The 25,063-nt window shown below is 64.5% G+C and carries 21 protein-coding genes; 4 read left to right on the top strand and 17 right to left on the bottom strand.

Annotated features, from left to right (window positions below; all coding sequences use genetic code 11):
• Positions 1-85 precede the first annotated feature (85 nt).
• The 8 genes from CWS35_RS14015 to CWS35_RS13980 all read right to left on the bottom strand — a co-directional run bounded on the left by CWS35_RS14015 (position 86) and on the right by CWS35_RS13980 (position 13,256).
• A complete protein-coding gene (locus tag CWS35_RS14015; protein ID WP_168226327.1) occupies positions 86-2,182 on the bottom strand; it encodes a 3-hydroxyacyl-CoA dehydrogenase NAD-binding domain-containing protein in 2,097 nt (698 codons plus the stop codon).
• 2 nt (positions 2,183-2,184) lie between these two features.
• Positions 2,185-3,468 (bottom strand): acetyl-CoA C-acetyltransferase, encoded by a 1,284-nt coding sequence (locus CWS35_RS14010; RefSeq protein WP_024580382.1) that lies wholly within the window; start codon positions 3,466-3,468, stop codon positions 2,185-2,187.
• On the bottom strand, positions 3,468-5,735 hold the full coding sequence (locus CWS35_RS14005) for an acyl-CoA dehydrogenase (protein WP_100952237.1): 2,268 nt from the start codon (positions 5,733-5,735) through the stop codon (positions 3,468-3,470). Before CWS35_RS14005 ends, CWS35_RS14010 begins: the two co-directional genes overlap by 1 nt.
• A gap of 160 nt (positions 5,736-5,895) precedes the next feature.
• Positions 5,896-7,194: an SMP-30/gluconolactonase/LRE family protein gene (locus tag CWS35_RS14000; RefSeq protein ID WP_100952236.1), complete on the bottom strand. Its 1,299-nt coding sequence runs from the start codon at positions 7,192-7,194 to the stop codon at positions 5,896-5,898.
• 318 nt (positions 7,195-7,512) lie between these two features.
• A complete protein-coding gene (locus tag CWS35_RS13995; protein ID WP_024580379.1) occupies positions 7,513-8,136 on the bottom strand; it encodes a flavin reductase family protein in 624 nt (207 codons plus the stop codon).
• A gap of 90 nt (positions 8,137-8,226) precedes the next feature.
• Positions 8,227-8,835: a TetR/AcrR family transcriptional regulator gene (locus tag CWS35_RS13990; RefSeq protein ID WP_024580378.1), complete on the bottom strand. Its 609-nt coding sequence runs from the start codon at positions 8,833-8,835 to the stop codon at positions 8,227-8,229.
• Between the two features lie 21 nt (positions 8,836-8,856).
• Positions 8,857-11,994, bottom strand: coding sequence for an efflux RND transporter permease subunit (locus tag CWS35_RS13985; RefSeq protein WP_024580377.1), 3,138 nt, complete (start codon positions 11,992-11,994; stop codon positions 8,857-8,859).
• A gap of 155 nt (positions 11,995-12,149) precedes the next feature.
• Positions 12,150-13,256: an efflux RND transporter periplasmic adaptor subunit gene (locus CWS35_RS13980; protein WP_024580376.1), complete on the bottom strand. Its 1,107-nt coding sequence runs from the start codon at positions 13,254-13,256 to the stop codon at positions 12,150-12,152.
• A 183-nt stretch (positions 13,257-13,439) separates the two neighbouring features.
• Between CWS35_RS13980 and CWS35_RS13975 the strand changes: the two genes are divergently transcribed.
• The gene (locus CWS35_RS13975; protein ID WP_100952235.1) at positions 13,440-13,721 is read left to right on the top strand and encodes a hypothetical protein; all 282 of its coding nucleotides are present in this window, start codon (positions 13,440-13,442) and stop codon (positions 13,719-13,721) included.
• Positions 13,722-13,785: 64 nt separating this feature from the next.
• Here the strand turns inward: CWS35_RS13975 and CWS35_RS13970 are convergent, their stop codons facing one another.
• The 3 genes from CWS35_RS13970 to CWS35_RS13960 all read right to left on the bottom strand — a co-directional run bounded on the left by CWS35_RS13970 (position 13,786) and on the right by CWS35_RS13960 (position 16,836).
• Positions 13,786-15,111 (bottom strand): MFS transporter, encoded by a 1,326-nt coding sequence (locus tag CWS35_RS13970; RefSeq protein ID WP_100952234.1) that lies wholly within the window; start codon positions 15,109-15,111, stop codon positions 13,786-13,788.
• Positions 15,112-15,327: 216 nt separating this feature from the next.
• A complete protein-coding gene (locus CWS35_RS13965; RefSeq protein WP_100952233.1) occupies positions 15,328-16,491 on the bottom strand; it encodes a winged helix-turn-helix domain-containing protein in 1,164 nt (387 codons plus the stop codon).
• A gap of 102 nt (positions 16,492-16,593) precedes the next feature.
• The gene (locus CWS35_RS13960; RefSeq protein WP_100952232.1) at positions 16,594-16,836 is read right to left on the bottom strand and encodes a hypothetical protein; all 243 of its coding nucleotides are present in this window, start codon (positions 16,834-16,836) and stop codon (positions 16,594-16,596) included.
• 136 nt (positions 16,837-16,972) lie between these two features.
• Here CWS35_RS13960 and CWS35_RS13955 point away from each other — a divergent pair, with 136 nt between their 5' ends.
• Positions 16,973-17,605 carry an OmpA family protein gene (locus CWS35_RS13955; RefSeq protein ID WP_100952231.1) on the top strand — a complete coding sequence of 211 codons (633 nt, stop codon included), beginning with the start codon at positions 16,973-16,975 and terminating at the stop codon, positions 17,603-17,605.
• A 53-nt stretch (positions 17,606-17,658) separates the two neighbouring features.
• On the opposite strand, the gene CWS35_RS13950 is transcribed toward CWS35_RS13955, so the two are convergent.
• On the bottom strand, positions 17,659-18,963 hold the full coding sequence (locus tag CWS35_RS13950) for a phospholipid carrier-dependent glycosyltransferase (RefSeq protein WP_100952230.1): 1,305 nt from the start codon (positions 18,961-18,963) through the stop codon (positions 17,659-17,661).
• Between the two features lie 228 nt (positions 18,964-19,191).
• Between CWS35_RS13950 and CWS35_RS13945 the strand changes: the two genes are divergently transcribed.
• Together CWS35_RS13945 and CWS35_RS13940 are read left to right on the top strand one after the other, a co-directional pair.
• Positions 19,192-19,890: a FecR domain-containing protein gene (locus tag CWS35_RS13945; RefSeq protein ID WP_024580369.1), complete on the top strand. Its 699-nt coding sequence runs from the start codon at positions 19,192-19,194 to the stop codon at positions 19,888-19,890.
• On the top strand, positions 19,878-21,086 hold the full coding sequence (locus CWS35_RS13940) for a hypothetical protein (RefSeq protein ID WP_371682847.1): 1,209 nt from the start codon (positions 19,878-19,880) through the stop codon (positions 21,084-21,086). Before CWS35_RS13945 ends, CWS35_RS13940 begins: the two co-directional genes overlap by 13 nt.
• Here the strand turns inward: CWS35_RS13940 and CWS35_RS13935 are convergent.
• The 5 genes from CWS35_RS13935 to CWS35_RS38985 form a co-directional block, all read right to left on the bottom strand.
• A complete protein-coding gene (locus CWS35_RS13935) occupies positions 21,076-21,975 on the bottom strand; it encodes a carotenoid biosynthesis protein (protein WP_157817144.1) in 900 nt (299 codons plus the stop codon). The genes CWS35_RS13940 and CWS35_RS13935 overlap by 11 nt on opposite strands.
• A gap of 155 nt (positions 21,976-22,130) precedes the next feature.
• Positions 22,131-22,460, bottom strand: coding sequence for a hypothetical protein (locus tag CWS35_RS13930; protein ID WP_100956332.1), 330 nt, complete (start codon positions 22,458-22,460; stop codon positions 22,131-22,133).
• Positions 22,461-22,539: 79 nt separating this feature from the next.
• Positions 22,540-22,860, bottom strand: coding sequence for a helix-hairpin-helix domain-containing protein (locus CWS35_RS13925; protein ID WP_024580365.1), 321 nt, complete (start codon positions 22,858-22,860; stop codon positions 22,540-22,542).
• 134 nt (positions 22,861-22,994) lie between these two features.
• On the bottom strand, positions 22,995-24,644 hold the full coding sequence (locus tag CWS35_RS13920; RefSeq protein ID WP_100952227.1) for a glycosyltransferase family 39 protein: 1,650 nt from the start codon (positions 24,642-24,644) through the stop codon (positions 22,995-22,997).
• A 260-nt stretch (positions 24,645-24,904) separates the two neighbouring features.
• Complete coding sequence (locus tag CWS35_RS38985) at positions 24,905-25,042, bottom strand: hypothetical protein (RefSeq protein WP_157817143.1); 138 nt, start codon at positions 25,040-25,042, stop codon at positions 24,905-24,907.
• Positions 25,043-25,063: the final 21 nt, after the last annotated feature.

Below are 25,063 nucleotides of genomic sequence, written 5' to 3'. Positions count from 1 at the left end.
AGCGTGCGGATGCAGAGATCGCCCTGCGGCTCGTTGCCGCTGATCGGCGGCGCGTGGACATGAGTTTCGGGCGTTTGAGTCTCGCTCACTTGAAGCCCTCCCAGCCGGTGTCCGGCGCAAATCGTCCGCCGAACTTGCGCATCAAGGTTTGCATCGTCGACACGATATTGTCGACGCCGCGGCTGCGCGCATAGTTGAGCGGGCCGCCGCGGAACGGCGCATAGCCGGTGCCGAAGATCATCGCGCCGTCGACCGTGTCGGGATTGTCGACGATGCCCTCGCGCAAAGCGGCCACGCAGACATTCGAGATCGGCAGCACCAGGCGGTCGATCATTTCGTCGCTGACCTTCGGGCCGGTGTCCGGCAGCGGCGCTTTCTCGGCCTTGCCGTCCTTCCAGGTGTAGAAGCCCTTGCCGGTCTTGCGGCCGAGCTCGCCCCTGGCGACTTTTTCCCGCAGCCAGGCCGGCGTCGGCGGCAAGGTATCCCCGAACTTCGAGCGCAGCATGTCGCCGACATCGAGGCAGATATCGAGGCCGACCTGGTCGGCCAGTTCGATCGGCCCCATCGGCATGCCGAACTCGATCGCGGCGGCGTCGATCAGACGCTGGTCGGTCTTCTCGTCCAGCATCATCATCGCTTCCAGCATGTAGGGCGTCAGCGCACGGTTGACGAGGAAGCCCGGCGAGCTCTTCACCGGCAGCGGCAGGCGGTCGATGGCGCCGACGAAGGCGAGCGCCTCCTTGAGCATCGCGGCGTCGGTGCCGTCATGGCTCACGACCTCGACGAGTTGCAGCCGCGACACCGGATTGAAGAAATGCAGCCCGAGCAGCCGCTCCGGCCGCGCCAACGTGGTGCGCAGATCCTGCAACGGAATGCTCGAGGTGTTGGTGGCGAGGATCGCGCCCGGCTTCATCTTCGGTTCGAGGCCGGCATAGACCTTCTGCTTCAGCTCGAGCTTTTCCGGCACCGCCTCGATGATCAGGTCGGCGTTGCGCACGCCCTCGCCGTCCATGTCGGGGACCAGCCGGTCGAGCGCGTCGCGCTGATCGATTTTCTTGCGCATGATCTTGCCGAACAGCTCGGCGGCGCGCTTCATCGCGCCCGCGATCGGCTCGGCTTTCATGTCGGCGAGCGTGACCCGCATGTCCTGGTTGGCGCACCAGGCGGCGATGTCGCCGCCCATCGCACCGGCGCCGATGACATGGACGTGCGCAACCTTGTTGCCGGAGCCTGCCATCTTCTTCATCTGCTCGCGCAGGAAGAAGACGCGGATCAGATTCTGCGCCGTCGGCGTCACCATCAGCTTGGCGAACGAGGTCTTCTCCGCATTCAGCATCGCCGTGCGATTGCCAGCGTGCTTCTCCCAGAGATCGATCAGCGCATAGGGCGCCGGATAGTGCTTGCGCGGCGCCGCCTTCTCGGCCTCGCTGCGCATCCGCGAGGCGAGCAAGCCCCTGACCGGACCAAGATTGAGCAGCGAGTTGAGCGCACCTGGCTTGGCGCGCTTCAGCCGGCCGAACACCGCATCCTTGACCGCGTTGCGGACGTGGCGTTCCTGCGTGACCGCATCGACCAGGCCGAGCGATTTGGCGCGGCGCGCATCGATCGTCTTGCCGGTCAGCATCAGGGTCATCGCCTGCATCGGGTTGACCAGCTCGGTGAACCGCACGGTGCCGCCGAGGCCGGGATGCAGGCCGAGCATCACCTCGGGAAAACCGAACCTCGCATCGTCGATCGCGATCCGCATCTGGCAGGCCAGCGCGACCTCGAGGCCGCCGCCGAGGCAGAAGCCGTGGATCACCGCGACCGACGGCACGCGCAGCGCCTCCAGCCGGTCGATCACCGCATGCGCCCGGCCGATCTGGGTCTCGACCGCGCCGGGATCGCTTACGCCGCGGAATTCATTGACGTCGGCACCGGCGATGAAGCCGCTCTTTTTTGCTGAGCGCACCACGAGCCCGGTCGGCCGCTGGCTTTCCAGCGCCGAGACGATGGCGTCGAGCTCTTCGAGCAGGTCGGCCGACAGCGTGTTGGCGCTGACGCCGGCGCGGTCGAACAGCAGCCACGCGATGCCGTCCTCGTCGCGGGTCAGCTTGAAATTCCTGTAGGGGCTGTCGGCGGTCGGCTTCGGCCCGAGTTCGAGCACGCGATCGGCGAGAAGGTCCATGATCCGTGAATCCATGATCACACCGTCTCTATCAACATCGCGCCGCCCTGCCCGCCACCGATGCATTCGGTGGCGACGCCGCGCCTGGTGCCGAGCCGCTTCATCGCATTGACCAGATGCAGCACGATGCGGTTGCCGCTGGTGCCGACCGGATGGCCGAGGCTGATCGCGCCGCCATCGACGTTCAGCCTGGCGCGGTCGATCTCGCCCGCCGCGCCGTCGAGCCCGAGGATCTCGCGGCAGAATCTCTCGTCGGCCCACGCCGCGAGGCAGCCGAGCACCTGGGTGGCAAAGGCCTCGTTCAGCTCCCAGGTCTCGACATCTTGCAGCGTCATCCCGTTGCGCTTCAACAGCGCGCTCGCCGACAGCACCGGGCCGAGGCCCATGATCGAGGGATCGAGCGCGGACCATTGGCTGTCGAGGATGACGGCCTTCGGCGTCAGGCCGTGCTGCGCTACCGCCTTCTCCGACGCCAGGATCACCCAGGACGCACCGTCGGTGATCTGCGAGGAATTGCCGGCGGTGACCTGGCCCCAGGGCCGCTCGAACACCGGCTTCAGCTTCGCCAGCGTCTCCGATGTCGAATCCGGGCGGACGCCATCGTCATGGTCGTAGAACTTGCCGTCACGGGAGAACGCGGTCTCGACCTCGCCCTTGAGGAAGCCGTCCTTCTGCGCGGTGGCGAGCCGCTGATGGCTTTCGGCGGCGTAAGCATCGGATTGCGCGCGGGTGATGCCGAAGAGATGGCCGACCTTCTCGGCAGTCTGCCCCATGTTGAGCTCGGTGATCGGGTCGGTCAGCCCGCGCTCGAGGCCGATGATCGGCTTGAAGTAGCTCGGCTTGACCTTCAGCGCCGCGGCGATCTTGGCGCCCAAGCCCTTGGCGCCGGCGAAGCCGGCAAACCAGCGCACGCCCGAGTTCGGCCAGACCAGCGGCGCGTGGCTCAACGCCTCGGCGCCGCCGGCGAGAATCAGATCGGAGATGCCCTCGCGGATATACCGATATCCAGTATCGATCGATTGCATGCCGGAGCCGCAATTGATCTGCACCGTGAAGGCTGTCATCTGCTCGCCCATGCCGAGCCGCAGTGCCGCGACCCGCGCCGGGTTCATCTCGTCGGCGATCACGTTGACGCAGCCGAGGATGACCTGGTCGAAGGCGGTGGGCGCGAACGGCTGCCGCGCCAGCAGCGGCCGGCCGCATTGCACGGCGAGATCGACCGGGGTGAATGGGCCGGGACCGGAGCGCGCCTTCAGGAACGGCGTCCGGCTGCCGTCGACGATAAAGACTGGTCGCGCCATCAGCTCGCCGCCCTCTGCTCACCCAGTTCCTGGAAGAACTGATGCACGTCGGCGGATTTCTTGTAAATCGGGGACAGCGCCTCCGGCGCAAAATCATCGACCTCGATGACCTTCGCGACGGCCTCATGGGCGGCAGCGAGCTTCTCGCCGTCATCCTGGGTGATGACGCCCTTCTTGACGCCCTCCTTCCAGTCCTGAAGCCGCGCCGCACGCAGCTGCTTGGCGGCATCCTCGGCCGCGGTGACCAGGCGGAAGGCCTTCTCCAGCCGCGCGATGCCGCCGTCGTCGTCGACAAAGGCGAGATCTGGCGTCAGGCGATCGCGCGCCGCCGATGGCGACAGCACGAGCTGGGCGCATTGCTGCACGACACGGTCCGACGGACCGGTGACGCGGGCGCCGAACGGCTGGATCAGGAATTTCAATAGCCATGCCACCGGGCGGTTGGGCAGATTGGCGAGGATTTCCGCGAAACGATTCTCGATGGTCTTGAAGCCCGATGCCATGCACCATTCGAGTGCGGGAAGATCGTCCTTCTGTCGGCCCTCGTCCTGCCAGCGCTTCAGCGCAGCGGACAGCAGATACAGCTCCGAGAGGATGTCACCGAACCGCGCCGAGAGCATCTCCTTGCGCTTCAGCGCGCCGCCGAGGGTCAGCAGCGCCATGTCGGCGCACAGCGCGAACGCCGACGAATAACGCGAGAGCTGGCGATAGAACTCGGTCGCGTCGCCGGCATCCGGCGCCGGTGCGAACAGGCCGAAGCTCCAGCTGCGGCCCCAGGCGCGGAACATGGTCGCGAAGCTGTGGCCGACATGCTTCCAGAACGCGGTGTCGAACGCGGTCAGGCCCTTGTCGCGATCGGTCTCACCGAGCGCGTTCATCTCCTGCAACAGATAGGGATGCGCGCGGATCGCACCTTGCCCGAACACGATCAGATTGCGGGTCAGGATGTTGGCGCCCTCGACCGTGATGCCGACCGGCACCGAGCGGTAGAGCCCGCCGAGATAATTCTGCGGCCCGTCGATCACGGCCTTGCCGCCATGGATGTCCATCGCGTCGTCGATCGCGATCCGCATCCGCTCGGTGGCGTGGAGCTTCATGATCCCCGATATGACGGCGGGATGATGCCCCTCGTTCAGCGCGGCGCAGGTCAGGCGCCGCGCGGCGTCGAGCAGATAGGCGGTGCCGGCGATGCGCGCCAGCGGCTCCTCGATGCCCTCGAACTTGGAGATCGAAATGCCGAACTGTTCGCGGATGCGGGCATAGGCGCCGGTGGTGCGCGCGGCGTAGGCCGCACCGGCGGCCGACAGCGACGGCAGCGAGATGCCGCGGCCGGCGGCAAGCGCCGTCATCAGCATCTTCCAGCCCTGGCCGAGGCGCTCCTGGCCGCCGATGATGTAGTCGAGCGGGATGAAGACGTCCTTGCCCCAGTTCGGGCCGTTCTGGAACACCTGCATCGCCGGCAGATGTCGGCGGCCGATCGAGACGCCGGGCAGATGGGTCGGGATCAGCGCGACCGTGATGCCGAGTTCGTCCTGGGTACCGACCAGGTGATCCGGATCATAGGCCTTGAACGCGAGCCCGAGCAGCGTCGCGACCGGACCGAGCGTGATGTAGCGCTTGTGCCAGTTCAGCCTCAGCCCGATGACTTCGCGTCCCTCGAAATTGCCCTTGCAGATGATGCCGCTGTCGATCATCGAGGCGGCATCGGAGCCGGCCTCCGGGCTGGTCAAGCCGAAGCAGGGAATGTCCTGGCCGGCGGCCAGCCGTGGCAGCCATTTGTCCTGCTGCTCCCTGGTGCCGAAGCGCATCAACAATTCGCCCGGCCCGAGCGAGTTCGGCACCATCACGGTGACGGCCGCGGTCAGCGAGCGCGAGGAAATCTTGCGCACCACTTCGGAATGCGCATAGGGCGAGAAGCCGAGGCCGCCGAATTCCTTCGGAATGATCATGCCGAAGAATTTCTTGGCCTTGATGAAAGCCCAGACCTCGGGCGGCAGATCGCGCCATTCCCAGTTGATCTTCCACTCGTCGAGCATCTTGCAGAGCTCGTCGACCGGACCGTGCAGGAAAGCGCTCTCCTCGTCGGTCAGTTTCGCCGGCGCATAGGCCAGCAGTTTCGACCAGTCGGGATTGCCGGTGAACAGATCGGCGTCCCACCAGACGTCGCCGGCTTCCAGAGCCTCGCGCTCGGTGTCCGACATCGTCGGCAGCACGCCACGCGCCCAGGAGAAGATCGGCTTGGAAAGGTAATCGCGGCGGAAGCTCATGGTGGGGTCCTCATGGATCGGCGCGGATAGCTGATATTATCGGAAAGTGCCGGTCGCGGGTGAACACTTCGCCCTGCAAATAAAGCGAAATTGACGCGGCCAAGCCGCCGTTTGTTAACGGCAGGCCGCGCGTTGAGTTCCGAAAGTTGAGCTGCGACAATCAGGTAGCAGGGGATGGCGCCGGCGGATTACGCCGACGCCAAGCCTCCCGCAAGCTAGGCCGGCCCTGCCCCTGGGTCGCGGTATAGACCGCGTAGAGCGACTGACTTGCCGCCATGAACAGGCGGTTGCGCTTGGGGCCGCCGAAGGTGATGTTGCCGCAGACCTCGGGCAGCCGGATGCGGCCGAGCGGCTTGCCTTCCGGCGACCAGCAGGTCGCACCGTTATAACCCACGGCGCGGCCGGCATTGCTCGAGCACCAGACATTGCCGTTGACGTCGCAGCGGATGCCGTCCGGCCCGCACTTCACGCCGTCGATCGTGAAATCGCTGAACCGCTTGCCGTTGACAGGCTTGTTGTCGGCGCCGACGTCGAACACGAACACGTCGCCCTTGCCGCCGGGACCGGTGTCGCCCGGTCCCTTGCCGGTCGAGACCACATAGAGCTTCTTGTAGTCGGGCGAGAAGCAGATGCCGTTCGGGTCCGGCACCTGATCCTCGGCCACCACGAGATCGATGCGGCCGGACGGGTCGATGCGATAGCAATTGGTCGGCAGCTCGCGCTTGAACGGCGCGAAACCCGGCGGCTGGCCGATCCGCGGATTGAGCTTGCCGGCCGAATTGCCCGGGCCGCCGGCCGCATCGGGCTCGCCCTCGTAGAGCTGGCCGCCGTAGGGCGGATCGGTGAACCAGTAGCTGCCGTCCGGATGCGCGACGATGTCGTTCGGCGAGTTCAGCTTCTTGCCGTTGTAGCTGTCGGCAAGCACGGTCGCGGTGCCGTCGTTCTCGTAGCGCACGACGCGGCGGGTGAGATGTTCGCAGGACAGCTGACGCCCCTGGAAGTCGAACGAATTGCCGTTCGAGTAGTTCGACGGCATACGGAAGACGCTGACATGGCCGTCGTCCTCCGACCAGCGCATCTGCCGGTTGTTGGGAATGTCGCTCCAAAGCAGATAGCGGCCCTGCGAACTCCAGGCCGGGCCTTCCGCCCACAACACGCCGGTGTAAAGCCGCTTGATCGAGGTGTTCGGCTGGGCAAGGTCGTTGAAGGCCGGATCGACCGCGATGACGTCGGGGTCCCAGAAATAGGTGGTCGGCGCACCGCGCGGACTGAAGTCGCGCGGCGGGCTGGTGATCGTCGTCGGTGGCCCGACCGGAGCCGGCGCGTTCTGCGCCAGCGCGCCGCGAGCTCCCGTGGCGGTGGCAGCGGCGGCAACCGCGAGCCCCTGGACCAGCGTTCGTCGTGATACGTGTGGATCGCGTTGCGCTTCGTCTGGATCGCGCTGCTGTTGGCGTGTCATCGCATCCTCCCACTCTGTCGGCCGGCCGTTGATCCGGCCTGGCACGCGGGAGGTTAGACTGCTCGCGCCGAGGTTGCGAGTGACGGTTTTTCATCACCACGCGCGGAAATTTCACATTGTTGTGGTTCCCGCTTCCGTCACTGCGAGGAGCGAAGCGACGTCCCTCAGCTCGCCCCGCCTGCGGGGAAAGGTCGGATCGCATCGCAAGATGCGATCCGGGTGAGGGAGCACAGGTCTCACGACGTTCGCAACTCGCGGAAGCAGCCCCTCACCCCAACCCTCTCCCCGCAAGAGCGGGGCAAGGGAGAAGGAAAGCGATCAATCCGGCCGGATCATCTCGAACATGTTTTCCGGTTTGATCTCGAAATAGTCCCCTCGCCTGCCGGCACGGACGATCGGGTGCGCGAGACCGGTCTGGTAGACGCCGTCCTTGATGAAGGCCTTGTCGATGTGGACGGCGACGACCTCGCCGAGCGTCAGCCAGGCCTCGGCCTTCTTGCCGTCGGCGCCCTGCAACTGGATGATCTGGCTCACCTTGCATTCGAACGACACCGGGCTTTCGGCGACGCGCGGCACGTTGACGAGCTTGCCGGCGATCTGCGTCAACCCCGCCAGCTTGAACTCGTCGACGTCGCGCGCGACATGCGCCGCGGTCGCATTCATGTGCTTGGCGAGATCCATCGTCGCCAGGTTCCAGACAAACTCGCCAGTGTCCTGGATGTTGGCGACGCTGTCCTTCCAGTTAGTGGAGGAGAAGCCGATGATCGGCGGCACGTAGCAGAACGCGTTGAAGAAGCTGTAGGGCGCGAGGTTGACGTTGCCGGCCTCGTCGCGCGAGGAGATCCAGCCGATCGGGCGCGGCGCCACGATCGCGTTGAACGGATCGTGCTTCAGGCCGTGGCCGTTCTTCGGCTCGTAGAAATGCAGGTCTTTCGCGGTCACTGGCGGCCCCTCGTCGTTCCAGGTTCGATGCCTACGCATCGCCCCGGAACGACAAGGAAGTCAACTGACGAAAACGTCAGCCCGGACAGCTCAATGAGCGCGGGCGCGCGGCGACAGGCCGGCGATGACGAAATCGATCATCTGGTCGATGGTCGGGCCCGGCTTTTCCGCGCATTGGGCAATCATCTGCGGGTGGAAGAACCGCATCATCGCCGTGCAGGCGCACAGCGCGGCGACCTCGAGATCCTCGACCTCGAACTCGCCCGAGGCCACGCCCTGCGCGATCACCTCACCGATCGTCTGGCCGATCAGTTCCATGTGGGCGACGCAGACGTCCCAATCTTCCTGCATCGCGATCTCGACCATCTCGTGCAGTTTGGAATCGCCGACATAGCGTTCGGTGTTCATGCGATTGATGGTCGTCATCATCTGGCGCAAGCGCGTCGCCGCTGGCCCCTCCGATCGCGCGATGCGCTGCGCCTCGACCTCGACCTCGCCCATCAGCCTGCGCGCCACACTTTCGTGGATCGACTTCTTCGAATCGAAGAAGCGGTACACGTTGGCGGGGCTCATCCGCAGCTCTTTGGCGATGTCGGCGACCGTGGTCTTCAGGTAGCCGATCTGCCGGAACAAGCGCTCCGCCACCACGAGAATCCGTTCGCGGGTGTCGGTTTCGCTATGTTCCGAGATCAGTGTCATGTTGGCCTGCTCAATGTTCAATTATTCAGCCGCCTCAGCAAGCGGAAATGCGTGTTGCGCATCGCCGGCATGCTGCGGCGCAGTATCGGCATGCTCGCCGCCGCTCTCCTCGAGGGTCTTGCGGAACCAGAGGGCGTAAAGGCCCGGCAGATACAGCAAGGTCAGGAAAGTCGCAACAAACAAACCGCCCATGATGGTGATCGCCATCGGACCCCAGAACGCCGAGCGCGACAGCGGGATCATGGCCAGGATCGCGGCGAGCGCGGTCAGCACCACCGGCCGGGCACGCCGGACGGTGGCCTCGACGATCGCCTCGCGCCGGGTCAGGCCGGAGGCTACGTCACTCTCGATCTGATCGACCAGGATCACCGTGTTGCGCATGATCATGCCGGCGAGCGCGATCAGGCCGAGCAGCGCCACGAAGCCGAACGGCTGGTTGGCGACGTTGAGCCCGAGCGAGGCGCCGACGATGCCGAGCGGCGCGGTCAGGAACACCAGCGTCAGGCGCGAGAAGCTCTGCAACTGGATCATCAGCAGCGTCAGCATCACCATCACCATCACCGGGAACAGGATGAAGATCGACGCATTGCCCTTGGCGGATTCCTCGAACGCCCCGCCCGGCTCGATCCGGTAGGCCGGCTCGAGATGATCCTGGATGTCCTTCAGCTTCGGCGAGATCTGGTTGGTGACGTCGGGTGCCTGCACGCCGTCGACGACGTCGGACCGCACCGTGATCGCCATGTCGCGGTTGCGCCGCCACAGGATCGGCTCCTCATGCGCGTATTCGATTTTTGCGATTTGCTGCAGCGGCACCGCCACGCCATTGCGTGACGTGATGGTGAGGTCGCCGACCCGGCCGAGATCGAGCCGCTCGGACTGCACCGCACGGGCGACCACGCCGACCTTCTCGATGCCGTCGCGGATGGTGGTGACCGGCGCACCCGAGATCAGCATCGCCAGCGCCTGCGAGACGTCCTGCGGGGTCAGGCCGAGCGCGCGGGCCCGATCCTGATCGACCACCAGCTTCAGGTAGGGCGACTGCTCGTTCCAGTCGAGCTGGACGTCCTTGACGTTCTTGTTCTGACGCATGACCTCGCGCACCTGATAGGCGATGTCGCGCACCTTGTTGGCGTCGGGGCCGATCACGCGGAACTGGACCGGGAAGCCGACCGGCGGACCGAAGTTGAAGCGGTCGACCCGGACCCGCGCCTGGTTCAGCGCGCCGTCGGCGGCGGCCTGCTCGATCTTCGCCTTGACGCGCTCCCGCGCCTCGACGTTCTTGGCGAGGATCACGATCTCGGCGAAAGCCTCGTTCGGCAGCTGCGGGTTGAGGCCGAGCCAGAAGCGCGGCGAACCCTGGCCGACATAGGACGTGTAGGTCTGAATGTCCTGGTCGTCCTTCAACAACCCTTCGGCCTGCTTCACCGCCTTTTCGGTGACGTTGAAGGCGGTGCCTTCGGGCAGCCGGAGTTGCAGGAACAGCTCGGGCCGCTCCGACAGCGGGAAGAATTGCTGCTGGACATGGCCGAAGCCGATGATCGAGGCGACGAACACGCCGACGGTCGCCACCACCACCTTGATGCGGTGATCGACGCACCACTGCACCACGCTGCGCAGGCCGCGATACATCCGCGTCTCGTAGATCGCGTGCGGATCGTGGTTCTGGTGCACCTTGATGTTCGGTAGCAGCTTGACGCCGATATAGGGCGTGAAGATCACCGCGACGAACCACGAGGCGACCAGCGCGATCGCCACGATCCAGAAGATGCCGCCGGCATATTCGCCGACCGCCGAATTGGCAAAGCCGATGGGGAGGAAGCCAGCGGCCGTGACCAGCGTCCCCGTGAGCATCGGAAACGCAGTGGATTCCCAGGCAAAGGACGCCGCCTTCATGCGGTCCCAGCCCTGTTCCATTTTCACCACCATCATCTCGACCGCGATGATGGCGTCGTCGACCAGAAGGCCGAGCGCGATGATCAGCGCACCGAGCGTGATGCGGTGCAGGTCGAGCGACATCGCGTTCATCACGATGAAGACGATGCCGAGCACCAGCGGCACCGACAGCGCCACCACGATGCCGGTGCGCCAGCCGAGCGCGACGAACGAGACGAACAACACGATCGCGAGCGCCTCGACGAAGGAGTGCACGAACTCGCCGACGGCGTGCTCGACCACCTTGGGCTGGTCGGCGATCTGCTGGATGTCGACGCCTTGCGGCACCGCCTTCAGGAACTCGGCGGTCGCCTTCTGGACCTCCTTGCCAAGCTCGAGGATGTTGGCGCCCTTGGCGGTGACGACGCCGATGCCGAGCGCGGGCTTGCCTTCCTGGCGGACCTTGAAGGTCGGTGGGTCGACATAGCCATGGCTGACGGTCGCGATATCGCCGAGCCGGAACACGCGGCCGTTGCTCTCGACCGGCGTCTCGGCCACCGCCTTGACGCCATCAAGCGCGCCGGTGACGCGCAGCGGCACGCGCTGCGACGAGGTCTCGACGGTGCCGGCCGGAGTGACATTGTTCTGCTTGGCAAGGGAATCGAACAGCGCCTGCGGCGTGATGCCGAGCGTCGCCAGCTTGGCATGCGAGAACTCGACGAAGATCCGCTCGTCCTGGGTGCCGTAGAGGTCGATCTTGGTGACGCCAGGCACCTTCAGCAGCCGCTGCCGGAAGCCCTCGGCGACCTTCTTGAGCTGCGCATAGTCGGCGCCGTCGCCGGTCATCATATAGAGGATCGAATCGACGTCGGAGAATTCGTCGTTGACCACCGGGCCGAGGATGCCGGAGGGCAGCTCGCCCTGCACGTCGACCAGCTTCTTGCGCAGCAGATAGAAAAGATAGGGCACATCCTTCGGCGAGGTCGAATCCTTGAAGGAGACCTGCATCGCCGTGAAGCCCGGCTTGGAATAGGTCTGCACCTTGTCGAAGAACGGCAGCTCCTGCAGCTTCTTCTCGATCGGATCGGCGACCTGCATCTGCATTTCCTGCGAGGTCGCGCCCGGCCACATCACCGAGACGTTCACCACCTTGACGGTGAAGAACGGATCCTCGGCGCGGCCGAGCTTCTCGTAGGAGAAGAAGCCGGCGGCGCCGAGGATGATCATCAGGAACAGCACCAGCGTCGGGTGACTGACCGCCCAGGCCGAAAGGTTGAAGCGCTTCATCGAACTCTCCAGGTCCAAATCGTCTCGACTTCAATCGTCATTGCGAGCGAAGCGAAGCAATCCATTCTTCAGTGTACGGCGACGTGGATCGCTTCGTCGCTTCAGCGCAAAATTGCTTTGCAATTTTGTCGCGGGCTCCTCGCAATGACGCGGGACTAGAACGACAGCGACGACACGACCCGCACCTTCTGGCTCGGATCGAGTTTCTGCACACCGAGGGCGACCACCTTGGCACCGTCGTCGACGCCGCCGGAGATCACGACGCAATTGCTCTCATAGGCCTTCACCTTGACCGGCTTCAGCGCGATGTCGCCCTTGTCGTCGACGATGTAGAGCGAGGGATCGCCGCCCTGGCTGTAGAGCGCCGACAGCGGCAATTTGGCGACGCGCTCGCTTGCCTTGTCGGCCAAGGTCAAGGTTGCGGTCATGCCGAGCGACACGGCGTCGTCGGCATCCGGCAGTGAGAATTTCGCGAGATAGGTGCGGGTGGCGGGATCGGCCTGCGGCGCGACCTCGCGCAGCCTGGCGGCATAGGTCTTCTTCGCGTCCGACCACAGCGTCACCGTGGCAACGCCCGACCTGGCACGAGCAAGAAGCGTCTCTGGGATCGCGACGACGGCTTCCTTCTCACCAAGTCGGGCGACACGGATCGAGGCCTGGCCCGCGGCAACCACCTGGCCGGGCTCGATCATGGTCGCTGTGACGACACCCCGGGTGTCGGCCACCAGCGTTGCATAAGAGAGGGAGTTCTTGGTCAGCTCGACCGAGCGCTCGGCGCGGTTCAGCCGCGCCCGGGCCTCGTCACCGGCGGCCTTGGCGGAATCGAGCTGCGCGTCGGTGGTCCAGCCCTTGGCCTTCAGGTCGATCGCGCGCTGCTCGGCAGCCGCTGCCTGCGCCAACACGCCGGTGGCGGCGCGAAATTCGGCCTCCGCCTGCTCGGCCTGGAGCTTCAGATCGACCTCGTCGAGGGTGGCCAAGGGCTGGCCGACGTCGACTGTCTGTCCGACCTCGACCAGCCGCTTGGCCACCTTGCCGGCAACCCGAAAGCCCATGTCGGCTTCGATCCTGGGCTTGACGGTGCCGACAAAGCTGCGCTCGGGGGTTTCGGCCTCGTAATGGACCGTCGCCACCAGAACCGGGCGTCCCGGGTCGGCCTTCTCGGCGGCTTTTTCGTTACAGCCGGTCAGCGCGAACACGGCAAAGGCCAGCGATGCTCCGGTCAAGAGCCTGTAATAGCTCGACAAAACGGAACGAACGAACATCTGGGATCTCCATCGGGCTGACGACTGATGAAGACTATCAATTTATCACTGACGATTGTCAATATTCGTCAGTGATAACCTGTTCGTGAGCGAGAGCCCGCGACCGGAGTTCCCTCGCCGGATATCTCGACTTTCGCGGCCCCCCTTTACTGTCCCTGAAGCACGGGCATGCGAGGTTGGGCGATGTCGTGGATCCTGGCTCTTGGTTACGCCGGCTTCTTGATCTGGTCCGTCGGCCGAGCGCGCGAGCGCGCCGCCGAACACGCCGCGACTGGAATGTTGCGCTCGCCGCTCTATTGGTCGGGCACAGGGCTCGTCGCCGTCCTGGTGGCCCTGACATTCAGCGAGCACTACGCGCTGGCGCGGGGTGGCCCCCTGATGTGGGCGTGGCTTGCGGCAGTTGGCGCCACGCTGGTCGCGATCTTCTTGGTCCGACGCGCGCTGAAGTGGCGCTATCCGATTTGATCAGACGCATCGTCGATCGGAGCGATCGTAGGATTCCTACGCGGACGAACCACGCATATGTTTTCTACTTCGCGCTCGCGAACTCGGTCTTGGTCTCGTGGCTGCCGAGGAACACCAGGAGGCCGGCGATCAGCGGCAGCAACGACAGCACCAAAAGGCCGGTCGATGTGTTGCCGGTGCTCTCTTTCACCCAGCCGATCAGATAGGGCCCGAGGAAACCGGCGAGGTTGCCGATCGAGTTGATCAGCGCGATCGCGCCGGCGGCCGCGGTGCCGGACAGCCAGGCGGTCGGCAGCGTCCAGAACACCGCGAAGGTGCAAAACACGCCGATCGCGGCGACCGTCAGGACGACCATGGTCAAGGTCGGATCGGAGATGTAGCTGGAGACCGCGAGCGCCAGCGCGGTCAGCAGCAGCGGCGCGCCGACATGAAACACGCGCTCGCGCGTGGCGTCCGAGCGGCGCGCCCACAGGATCATCGCAATGGTGCCGAACACATAGGGAATCGCGGTGACGAAGCCGGTCTGCGCATTGCTGAGGCCGAACGCCTTGACGATCTGCGGCAGCCAGAACTGCATGCCATAGAGTGCCGCGACGAAGCCGAAATAGATCGCGCTGAGCGCCAGCACCTTCGGCGAGCACAACGCCTCGAACAGCGTGAAGTGCCTGGCCGCCTGCTTGGCCGCCACCTCGGCATCGAGCTTCGCCTTCAGCCATGCCTTCTGCTCGACCGAGAGCCAATCGGCCCGCTCCGGCCGGTCGGTGAGATAGAACCAGGTGACGATGCCGAGCAGCACCGAGGGGATGCCCTCGATGATGAACAGCCACTGCCAGCCCTTCAGTCCCATGGCGCCGTCGAGCCCGAGCAGCAGGCCCGAGATTGGCGCGCCGATCGCGGTGGAGACCGGGACGGCGATCGCGAACGCGGCGAGGAAGCGGGCGCGATATTCGGCCGGATACCAGTAGGTGAGATAGAGGATGATGCCGGGGAAGAAGCCGGCCTCGGCCACGCCGAGGAAAAAGCGCAGCGCATAGAAGCTGTGCTCGTCATAGACCGCCGCCATCAACGCCGAGAGGATGCCCCAGCTCACCATGATGCGGGCGATCCATCGGCTGGCGCCAAATCGCTCCAGCGCCAGATTGCTCGGCACCTCGAAGATGAAATAGCCGATGAAGAAGATGCCGGCGCCGAACGAGAACACCACCGGCGAGAACTTCAGCTCGGAGTTCATGGTCAGCGCCGCGAAGCTCAGATTGACGCGGTCGAGATAGGAGAAGAAGTAGGCCAGGATCAGGAACGGGATCAGCCGCCAGGAGATCGCTCGGATCGTCGAGGTCTCGACTTCGCTGCGGGCGCCGCGGTCAGGCGTAAGGGTTGCGGTCTGGCTCATCTGTTTCCCCCAAGGCGATTGCTTGCCTTGAGGAATATTGGCTGGCCCGGCCTTCAGCAATGGCAAAAACTCATAGCACACAGGCGGAATGCGGAACTTTTGCACTTTCCACGACGTCATTGCGAGGAGCGAAGCGACGAAGCAATCCACCGCTCGGCATACGCGGTGAAATGGATTGCTTCGCTTCGCTCGCAATGACGAATGTGAGAGACGGACTTACTCCGCCAACTGGAATCGCTCGAAGCGGCCGAGCTCTTCCTCGATCCGGCGCTTCAGCTCCTTGCGCCCCGCCTGCTTCTTCCCATTGCCGATCCAGCTCCATTTCTGCATCAGCAGTTTCCTGTTCTGCCGGTCGGTCTTGAGGTCGAGCGCGGCCACGATGTCGTCGCCGACCAGCACCGGCAGCGCGAAATAGCCGAACAGGCGTTTCTCCTTCGGCACATAGGCCTCGAACCTATGGCCATAACCGAAGAACAGCTCGGTGCGCTTGCGCTGGATCACCAGCGGATCGAACGGCGACAGGATGTGAACCAGCGCGGGATCGCCCTCGCCGGTCGCTTCGAGCACCTCGGGCCGCGCCCAATGCTCCTGCTTGCCGGCACCGTCGAGCGCGATCCGGACCAGCTCCTTGCGGCGGACGCGCGCCTCGATCAGGCCGCGCACCGCCTGCTTGCTCGGCGCGTCGAGATGGCAGATCGAGTCGAGGCTGACGATGCCCTGCGAACGCAAGGCGCGGTCGAGCAGATACGCGATCCTGGCCGAAGCCGGCGCGGGCTTCGGCGGTTTGTCCCAGCCGAAATGCCGGGCCATCAGCTCGTAGGTCTTCAGCATGCCGGCGCGCTCGGAGACCGTCACCACGCCGCCATAGAAGGCAAGTTGCAGCGCCCGCTTGGACGGTTTCCGGCTCTGCCAGAGGTGCTCCTTCTCGGTCAGCACGTCGTCGTCGATGTCGCGGATGGTCAGCGGTCCGGCGCGCAACAGCCGCATGATCTTGCGCGTGTCCGCCGGCGTGACCGAGGCGAACCATTTGTGGCCGTCGCGCTTATGCGCCCTCATCGCCGGCAGGAAGATTCCGATGTCCTTGGACGGCACATAGGACAGCGCGTGCGTCCAGTACTCGAACACGCTCTTGTCCTGGCTCTGCGCCTGCTTGAGGTCGGCGCGGCGGTAGTCCGGGATGCGGGTGAACAGGATGTGGTGATGGCAGCGCTCGATCACGTTGATGGTGTCGATCTGCACATAGCCGAGATGGTCGACCGCCGCCGCCACCGCAGCGGCCCCTTCCCCGAACGGCACGCTGGTATCGAGCCGTTGCGCCCGCAGCCAGATGTGGCGGGCGGCGGCATTGTTCAACGAAAGCGGTTCGGCGGCGCGGGGCATTGCGTCAGCAATGTAGTGAGATTCGCGCCGCTGTGGAGAGCCGAACGGCGCAAATCAGCCGCGTGATCGTGCAGGCTTCCGCGCGCCGGCGCAGCGGTTCGGCTATTCGGCCCGGACTGCCTGTCGCAGCCAGGGAATTTCGCGCATCGCCGCCTCGAGGGCGGCGCCCTCCTCATGGAAGACCCGCGACGAATGACCGCCAACCGCAAACCAGCCGCGGCCGTCTTCGACATCCCGCCGATACTCCTCGAAGCCGATCGTCCCGTCCGGGCGAACGAAGAGATCGACGCAGCGCGTCGCACCCTCGTCATTGATCGAGCGCAGGACGCGATTGGCGTGGGCCATGGCTCCTCCCTCCCGACGGCGTCCAAACCCCGAGCGTGACCCAAATCACATTTGGGACTTTGAACCGGGTCTAGGTTCCCAGCATCAAAACGACAGCAAGCCGCATTGGCTAGCCCTACATTTCAAGGACCGAACCATGACCCGCTCCCTCACCTTGTCTGTTTTGACAATCGGCGCCGCGCTGTCGCTGACGGCGGGCGTCGCACTGGCCGGCAGCGACACCGTCCCGGCTGCCCAGATCCTCAATGCGCTGAAGCCGAAGTCCGCCACCCGCGGCCTCTCGGCCGGCCCCCAGGTCGACCCGGCCGCCTCCGCCAAGGAAGCGAGCTTCCTCAACACCGTTCGCAACCGGCAGAGCCGCTCGCTATCGCTTGGCGAACGCCAGGAGATCGCCGACATCGCGGCCAGCAAGCCGAAGATCGATCTGGAGATTCACTTCGACTACAACTCGGCCGACATCAGCAAGGGCTCGACCCAGGCGGTGCAGGAGCTCGGCAAGGCGCTGTCCGATACCAGCATGAAGGGCTCGACCTTCGTGCTCGCCGGCCACACCGACGCGATCGGCGGCGAGGCCTATAACCAGGACCTGTCGGAACGCCGCGCCGATACCATCAAGAAATATCTGGTCGAGCATTACGGCCTCAACGGGTCCGACCTCGTGACCGTCGGCTACGGCAAGACCCGGCCGAAGGACCCGAACGCACCGATGGATCCGACCAATCGTCGCGTGCAGGTCGTCAACATGGACACCAAGACCGCGCAGCAGTAGCCGCCCCGCAATATCGGACCGCCTGCCTCGCGCGGCAGGCGATTCGGGACAATTCAGATCCAGTTCTGGAACAGCATCAGCCGATTGAAGGTCGCCATCGACGTCCCGATGATCGCGGCCGTGACCGGCAGCATCGCGATGAATCCTGCGCATCCGACCGCCACGAACGCCCACAACAACCAGCGCGGCGCGCGCTTGCGCGTCAACGCATAGACCAGCACGAAGCTCGCGGTGGTCGCCGCCGGCAGATAGTAATAGATGAAGCCGAGCGTGCGCGGCAGCAACGCCCAGGCGAGATACGGGCCGAGATAGAACGCCAGCACGAGAAACGCATCGCGACGGCGCTCGACGATCCAGTCGCGCAGAGCGACGATCAGCGCGATCAATGCCGGCCACAGCACCAGGGGATTGCCGAGAAACACGATCGCCGCGAACCTGTCGTCGCCGACCTTCTCGAACAGATACCACACCGGGCGCACCAGCAACGGCCATGACGGCCACGAGCTCATATAGGTATGGCCCGCGATCGCGGTCGTGGTGTTGTCGGCGAAGATGCGGCGTTGCGCCTCGATGAGACCAGAGAACGAGAGGCCGTACAGCGGCACGAAGCTCGCGAGATAGACCACCGACGGGATCAGCACGAAACAGACGACGAAGTGAGCCAGCCGGAAATCCGGCCACAGCTCCGGGCGGTACCAGTCCGCCGCATCGGCGTCGGCAAAGCGCGCGCGCCAGCCTTGCAGCAGGCGGATCGCCACGACGATCGCGATGCAGGTCGCGAGCACGAACAGCCCGCTCCATTTGCAGGCACTTGCAAGACCCGCCGCAAGCCCCGCCAGCGCGAAGGCAGATTGCGGCCGCGCCTGCCTGAAGCCGTGCACGAAGGCCGCGATCGCGAACACAGAGAAGGTGAGCGCGAATATATCCAGCATCGCGATCCGCGACTGCACGAACAGCATCTGGTTGAAGAAGGCAAGCAAGGCCGCGGCAATCGCGCGCTCCTGCGACTCAAACAGCGCGAGCCCGCCGAGATAGACGGCGACCAGCGCGAGCGCACCGAACAGCGCCGCAGGATAGCGCCATCCCAGCGGCACGTCGCCAAACGTCCTGATCGAGAGCGCGATGATCTCCTTGGCGAGCGGCGGATGCATCGGATTGAGGATCGGCTCTTGCAGCACCGGCAACAGCATCTGGCGCGCCGCCGGGACGTAGTGCACCTCGTCGAAGTAGAGCTTGTCGGGCAGCGTGATCCCGAGCAACAGCACGATATGGGCGACGATGAAGATGATTGTCGCGACGATCGCCGTGCGCGTGACAGGACGTCGCAGAACAGAATGGGATTCGGATGCGATGTTCAAAGGACGGGCACGCTGCGAGAGGAAGATGTGTGAGCGAAGTGTGAGCTACGAACGCGATGTGTGAGACGAGTGTGATCGGAACTCACCTTGATCTCCGCAACGGTGAACATTCGCAAGTCCATCGACACTAACCATCAAGCTCAACTCAGCAAAGCTTGTGACAATTATACAATATCAGCTGCATCTGCGATCCGGTACGGTGTCGGCGAAATTCGATCGGTATTGCAGATGAATTCGCGTAACAGCTTTTTCTCGGTATTTGCACTCGGTCTCGCCGTCGCGTTGACGGCGCATCCTGCTCAGGCGCAATCGCGCGTCGGTGAAGCGGCGATGGTGAAGAACGAGGTGCTTCGCGTCGCGGCCTCGGTCACGCCGATCAATGTCGGTGACGCATTGCTGCGTGATGAAACGGTGCGCACCGGTCTCGAAAGCGCCGCGCGACTGGTGATGGCCGACAGCACCAACCTCTCGCTCGGGCCGAATGCATCGCTCAAGCTCGATCGCACCGTGTTCGACGACGAGCATCACTATCGTGATGTCGCGATCCGACTGACGTCAGGTGCATTCCGCTTCGTCACCGGCCATTCGGACAAGGCCGCCTACAAGATCACCACGCCGCTGGCGACCATCGGCGTTCGCGGCACGGTGCTCGATATCCGCTCGCAGCGCGGCCAGACGATCGTCGTGCTGCAGGAAGGCGCATCGACCGTCTGCACCACGAGCCGGCAGTGCATCGACCTGACGCAGCCCGGCGACACCGCGATCATCACATCGAGCGGCGGCCGCAGCACGATCCAGAAGACCAACAACCCGCCATGGACCTTCGCTGCGACCTGCAACGCAGCCGCCGGCCTTTGCGCGGTCACGCAATACGCGGATGCAATGCCGGCCGGCGCTGATCCCACCGGCATGCTGTGCGGACGGTGAGCATGGCACGCGGTCTCCGTCACCTGGGCCTGTCGATCGCTCTGACGACGGCGTTGTCGCTCGCAATGCTACAGGCGTTCGCCACAGTGGCCCATGCTCAGACGCCGACGCCGACACCGACCCCAACGTCGACATCCACGCCTACGTCGAACTGCACGTCGGTCCCCTCGGAATCACTATTGCCGTCGTCGAACTGCTCGACGTCCACGCCGACACCGACGCCGACGCCTACTCCGACCCCCACCGCAACCCCGACGCCAACGCCAACGCCGAGCCCTTCGCCGACACCGACGCCGATCACCGGCGCACCGTCGAGCGGCAACTCGATCAACGGGCTCGCGGACCAGCGCTTCAATCAGATGATCACCAACCGCGTGCTCGGCACGGTGCTGCTCGGCGTCAATGAACAGATCAATTGCGACGACTGCATCAGCGCCTTCGGCTCGGCCGGCTCGTTCTCGGCCGGCATTCATGGCCGCAAGACCATCACGCCGAATCTGTCGCTGCTTGCCGGCATTGCCTACACACAGTATGGCGAGGGCGGCTACAACGTCACCAGCGCGCCGATCGGCGCCTTCGCGCTGCGCTACGACTTCGTCGACTGGGGCTCGTCGCGCCCGTTCTTTGACATCGGCACCATCCTCTCGCCATCCGAGAAGGTGCGCTACACCCGCAGCTACACGACGAGCCTCGGCCCGGTGTCGGTGACCGGCCAGACCTCGAGCGAGAATTACGGCGTCTACGGCCGCGCGGGCTGGATCAGCCGGCTGTCGGCGCGCGACGAGGTCGCGGCATCCGTCGAGGTCTGGCAGCTGTGGCAGCGGGTCAAGGGCTACAGCGATCCCACCGTCGCCTTCAATCCATTCGATGCCAGCATTGCGGACGGCACCGACCGCACCAGTCTGGTCAAGATCGGCGGCCAATGGACGCATCTGTTCGGGTCGAACGTCGAAGCCAATATCAACGGCGGCTGGGTGCAATCCTTTGCCACCCGTTCCGGCATCGTGGCCACCGTCACCGGCGAAGGGACCGTGGTGCCGACGATCGGCAACCAGGGCTGGTTCGAATATGGCGGCCGGGTCGGCTTCCGCATCACCAAGGGCTGGATCGCCGACCTGTTCCTCAACGGCACCGCGGGACCGCAGCCGGTCGGCAATACGCTGCACGGCGGCATCGGCCTGCGGATCAATTACTGACGCGCGGCCTTTCGTCGGGACGCGCACGGTCCAGCAATCGGATCAGCGCCAGCAGCGACGTAAAGAGCATGGTGAACACCATGATCACGACGGTCGCGCCACGGATATCCTGCAAGCGCCAGGACTGGCCCGCGGCGTCCGCGATGTCACCGGATTGACCCAACATCCACGGCACGACATGCGTGATGCCGCCGCAGACGTAGAACAGGATGCCGACGAGGCGAAGCCTGCGGTCGGCGACCTGATCGGGTCCGGCCGGATCGTCGCGAAGGTGCAGGTACAGGGCAAAGCCCTGGAAGAACAGCCATGACGTCAGCAGCCAACCGAAGAAATTCGAAGGCGGCACGCCGAACAGGGCTCCGCCCTCATGCCAGATCCATGCCTTGGCGATCGTCGCGCTGGGCGGATCAATCACCAGATCCCACTGCGCTGTGACGAATGCCGCGACGACCGGCAACACGATCACGTTGAACCGGCGATCCAGCCGGCGATCGACGCCGCCGAGCAGCGTCGCGGCGACCACCCAGGAGAAATAGCCCGCACCGAACCACATCGGGCCGACGATGAACGGGATGGATCCGACCTTCATGAGGTCGGATCCGATCTCGAAATGATATCGGCCGAACGGGAAGCCGGTGGTGGTACCGATATTCTCCATCGCGAATCCGACCCCGACGGACATCGCGACGAAAACCAGCGCCGACTTCGTTCCGTAGCAGGCGATAGCGTGCACGATCCCGCACGCGACGAAGAGGGCTGCGAGCAACTGCGCCATCGGCGTCGGATTCCAGGAGAAGGCAACGCCCGCCGCGAGGATGATCGCGATGGCCGGCCAGGTCACCACATCCATCTTCGATCCGAAGGTGAAACCGTCAGTCCGACCGCGCATCGCCCTGCCCCGCGCTTCCGTACCCATATCCACCGAACGACGATAGTCATTCGATCCGGTGGCGACAAGCCGAGCCGGCAATCGCCACCCGGGCGGCAGCGCCGAAGATCAATTGCAGGCTCGGCTGTTCATGGTCGGTAGGCGTGGCCGTGCAGCTATTCGTTGTCCCAATAGCCATCCGAGTACCCTTCCCGGTACCCATAGGCATAACCATGATCATATCCGCTGGGATAGTCGTCGCCATATTCGTAGACGTGACGATGGTAGTGGACGACGGGCGGCGGCGAATAATAGTCCCTCTCGTAGACATAGACGGGAGCGGCCCTGGCACTCATGGTGGAGCCCAACAAAGCGCCGACGGCCAGGCCGCCAACGATGCCGGCGGCCACGGCGCCCGCCCGCCGGTCACCCGCCGTGGCGTCGGTCGAGCCAAGACACGCCATCGCGACGACCGCGACCGCGGTGAAAACAGCTACTCGTTTCATTTCACGCATATCCTTGTTTGAGTTCAGCAACCGCGGCTTCTGATCGCCGGACGATCGACGCGCGGCCGGTGGAGATCCGCTAGAATGTGACGAGGTCCTTGATCTCGCTCCTGACAAATCGCGGCACGACCCGTCGACCCACGAAATCATTCCAGTCCTTGAACTTGGACTTCGTCCTCGCCTCCGTGATGGCAGTGACGCCACGCGCGCTGAGGTGGGGAAGCTTCACCAGCTCACTGACCGGAGCGGTATTGAGGTTGATCTTCTCAGCCTGACTGACCGGCTGCCGTGTCGCAGGTGCCGGGCGGGTTGAACCGGTTGGGGATGGCGATGTCTGCGCGAGCGCGGTCGCACCGACGATGCAAACACCGAGGCAGATGCAAACGAACCGAGTGAACATGGACCGTTGTCCTTCGTGATATGACGCCCTTGACCCGGCTGCCGGTAAAGCGCGCGTCGATTACCGCAAGCTTACCGTCCCATCGCCTTCGCAAGGATCGGAGCAGCCGACCAAGACGAATGGGCTCCCGCCCCTCAGCGGGCTGCGGTGAATCTGCCTGCGGAGACACGCATCCTGGTCCCGCCCTGCATGATGGCGAGGCTTGACGCTGCGCTGTCCGGCTCGCGAAGCGGCGCCACCAGGAACACGACGATGTTGCGCTTGACGCCCGGAATTCCAAACAGGCTCGATTGGACGGACAATTCGCGTTTGAGATAGCTTCCGGCCTGGGCCGCCATTTGCTCGGTCCATTCGAGACAATCGTCCTGGTCGTCGAAGCAGAGCGCGGCCCAGCCGCGCTCCGGTCTCACCTCGCGAGGCAACGCCAATGAATATTCGTGGGCGAATGGGTCGCCGTAGTGCGGGTGATCGGAGCTATAGAACGCCACCGCAAGCCCGAGACTATCGTTGCCTCCGACGATCGACAGAGGGACCCCCATCTGTTCGTGCCACAAGCGGGTGAGTTGGTCTGCTGCCTGGTGGTAGAAGCTGCGTCCTTCCTCATAGCCATGGCTGTTGCGGTAGAGCGCATGAACCGGGGCCGCGATCACAGCGGCAACGATCGCTATTCCGGCGACGAGCAGCGTTGCGTTGACCGCATAGAAGCGCTCGATCCGGTAGCGCGTGCTGCAAACGACCGGCACGGCAAGCAGGAACAGTCCCTGAAGTGCCCAAAGCGACGGCAAGTCGGTGCGCAGGAATATCGATGTGATGACGGGAAGCACGGTCGTGCCGATCGCGATGTGGCAGAGCAACTTCAGGTTCGGATCCGACGCCGAATAGTCCCGGGAAAAGCGTCTTATTCGATAGCCTGCAATCAACACCCAGGTCGCAGCCGACACGCTCACCGCCGCAGCGAGGCCCAGCAGGAAATTGGCCGCATCTCGCAGCGACGCGAACAGATCGGCCCGGACATGGGTCGCTGCATAGCGGATGGGCTCCGCGCCTGTCGTCACCAGCCAGTGGAGATGCGGAAACAGCGCAAGCAGACCGACCGCGGCCGATATCCAGGGTGAAGCGGAGCTGAAATAGGCCCGTCGCGCGGGATGGATCATCGCCGACAACGCGAAGCTCGCCACCAGAAAGATCGAGTAGTACTTGCCCAGCATCGCGAGGGACGCGGTCAGGCCGGCGGCAACCGCCCAGAGCGGCGTCCTCGTTTCGAAGGCGCGGAGGAAGCAGTACGTCGCAAGGGGCCAGACCGCGAGCAACACCGCGTTGGCATTGAAGCGCTGCGCATGAAACTGGTACGCCGGGGTCAGCATCAACAGGAGCAGCACGATCAGGCGCTTGTGCCCACTGGTAAACCGTCTTGCAATCAGGTCGACGAACCACAATGCCAACGCCGCATTTGTCATCGCCATGAGCTGCAACGACCAGTCGGTCAGCGGAAACACCGAGGTCCACGCGCCGGTCATCCACCCCATCAACGGCGGGTGCTTGGGATATCCCCATGCGAAATGCCGTCCATACGTCCAGGTCTCCAGCACGTCGGGATGCAGGCCGGCGCCGTGATAGGCCAGGACCAGATAGACCATCCAGATGCCGACGAAGCAGGCGAGCAACAATGCTATCGACCACCCGGCTTCGACTCCCTCCAGCCACCGGTCGAACGGGCGGCGCCAACGCGCGGGGCAGCGATCCGACCGCTTGGCCATCGCAGACAACGCAAAATCTAACGGCATGAAGTCTTCGTTCTCGTATCGCTAACGCCATGTCGGCGACTTCCATCGACATGCTCTTCACAGCGAGCATTACGGTAGTCTGACGTTGCGCGGCCCAAGTCGCCGCCGTTGCGTCGTCACCGATCGCTGTCATTTGCTGGTAATGTTGATCGATGCCTCTAGCGAACAAGTTTCACGGAGGAGGCACGGATGCGAAGACGCGCCACGCTGCTCATGTCACCGACCGCCCATCGAGCATTGGTGTCCGGAGCTCGCGCTGGTTACGAGGCGGCAGTCGGCGCAAGGTCATCGACGCTTTGGCGATCGGCGCGATCGGCGCGATCGGCGGCGCCGCGATAGCAAGCTGCCGGCGCACTCACGCTGATCAGCATGACGACCACGATTCCATTCTCGCTCATCGAATTGGTCGAACCGCTGCT

It is taken from the genome of Bradyrhizobium sp. SK17 (assembly GCF_002831585.1).
GTDB lineage: Bacteria > Pseudomonadota > Alphaproteobacteria > Rhizobiales > Xanthobacteraceae > Bradyrhizobium.
Note: the sequence above shows the minus strand (reverse complement) of the source record. Positions and strands in the feature narration are given on the sequence as shown.